The sequence below is a fragment of the Aminobacter sp. P4_H6_2 genome (genome assembly GCF_056400805.1).
This window is the reverse complement of the sequence record NZ_JBFUKO010000945.1, coordinates 1-1439: the sequence shown is the minus strand read 5'-3', so window position 1 is coordinate 1439 and position 1439 is coordinate 1. Positions and strand designations below refer to the sequence as shown.

The 1439-nt window shown below is 57.7% G+C and carries 2 protein-coding genes; both read left to right on the top strand.

The annotated features are described in order from the left end of the window. Positions 1-511 precede the first annotated feature (511 nt). On the top strand, positions 512-697 hold the full coding sequence (locus AC1DUU_RS31925; protein WP_476787301.1) for a hypothetical protein: 186 nt from the start codon (positions 512-514) through the stop codon (positions 695-697). Beyond that, positions 697-1439: purine-cytosine permease family protein (locus tag AC1DUU_RS31920; RefSeq protein ID WP_476787300.1), on the top strand; the 743-nt coding region annotated here is incomplete at its 3' end. The genes AC1DUU_RS31925 and AC1DUU_RS31920, both read left to right, overlap by 1 nt.

The following is a 1439-nucleotide window of genomic DNA, read 5'->3' as shown; positions in this document are numbered from 1 at the left end:
CACCAATGCGCGTTTGCCATTATCCCATTTGAGATGAATTCAGCCACAACTAATATCTCATATGCTATTGAAATAACTATCATAGTTGCACTGCCTCGTGTTGACGCGCGCGGCATTCGCCTTTCCCTTTGCAGCTTGCATTTTCCTTGACCGAGGCATGTATGTGCGGTCCTACTAATATTTTTACAGCACTGTCAGGAAAAATGTTTGACAGCGAAATCAAACTGCCGCAACGTAACGAACCGATGGAAGTTTGCCTCGAATGAGGAGATGAGAGGCGCGCCACGCATCCAAATGTCTGCCGGAACCTGGGGTCGTTCAGATAGGAGAACCCCGCTTGCTAGCTCCCTTCCCGAAATCAGACGGACGCAACGGCTAAGGTCAGCCTCGTCCGAACGGGCGCTGCGAGGACCCTGCCCCGCCAGACACACAAGCCTGCCCCGAGCCGAAGCGTTGATGCTTCTTCAGCGCCAGGACATCGGTGTTCATTTAGTCTTTGGAGGAGGATGAAATGACCGTCACTTCAACCGACAATGAAATGCGTCGGGAACTGGACAGACGACTGACCATCATTGCGGACCCAAGCTATGAGGATCCGGCGCGAACCGACATTTCGGGCCGCGACATCGGCATCTGGTTCGCCGTCACGTCCTTTATTCTCGTCGTCGCGATTGCCATGTGGGTCGGGGGCAACTGATGGCCCCCCCACCCAAATTCACTGGCGCAAGCGCTGCCTTCGGCACACTTCCCGTGCTGAAAGAGGAACGCGAGATCGGCTTCCTCGATCATTCCTGGATCAATATCGGCCTCGCCATCGCCACCTGGGCATTCTTGCTCGGCGGCAGCACGGCCCTGGTTGTCGGCGCCCGCGACGGCATCTATGCGATCATCATCGGCAACGTCATCGGCGTGTCGATCATGGCCGTCAGCGTCTGCATCTCGACCGGCAAATTCGGCATCGAGCAATTCACCTTGATGCGCAGCGTCTTCGGGCCGACCGGCATTTTGATCCTCGTCGGGTTCTTCCTTGCCATATACGGCGTCGGCTGGTCGGCGGTTCTGTCGATCATGTTCGGGCGCGCCATCAGCGGCGTCATGAACCAGGTCGGCGGCACCCATATCGGCGAAAACGATCTCGGCGTGACCCTCTTCGCCATCCTGGCGATCGGAATCTCGTGGCTACTGCTGTGGAAAGGCCCGACCGCCGTCAAATGGCTCAACCGCTTTGTCGGCCCCGGCAAGCTCATCTTGTGCTTCAGCATCTTGTTTCTGATCTTCAGCCACAAGAGCTGGAGCGACATCAGCAGTGCGGCTCCCCTTGCACCGTTCGACGACCACCGGCTCAACTTCATGATCGCCGTCGAATTCAACCTGGCGGCCGGTTTTGGCTGGTGGCCAGTGCTGGGCAACATCTCGCGCTTCACGCGCACCCCGCGCGC

What these genes read in the sequence shown, in the direction of transcription:
- AC1DUU_RS31925 (WP_476787301.1), top strand. Translation starts at nt 512, where the DNA reads ATGACCGTCACTTCAACCGACAATGAAATGCGTCGGGAACTGGACAGA.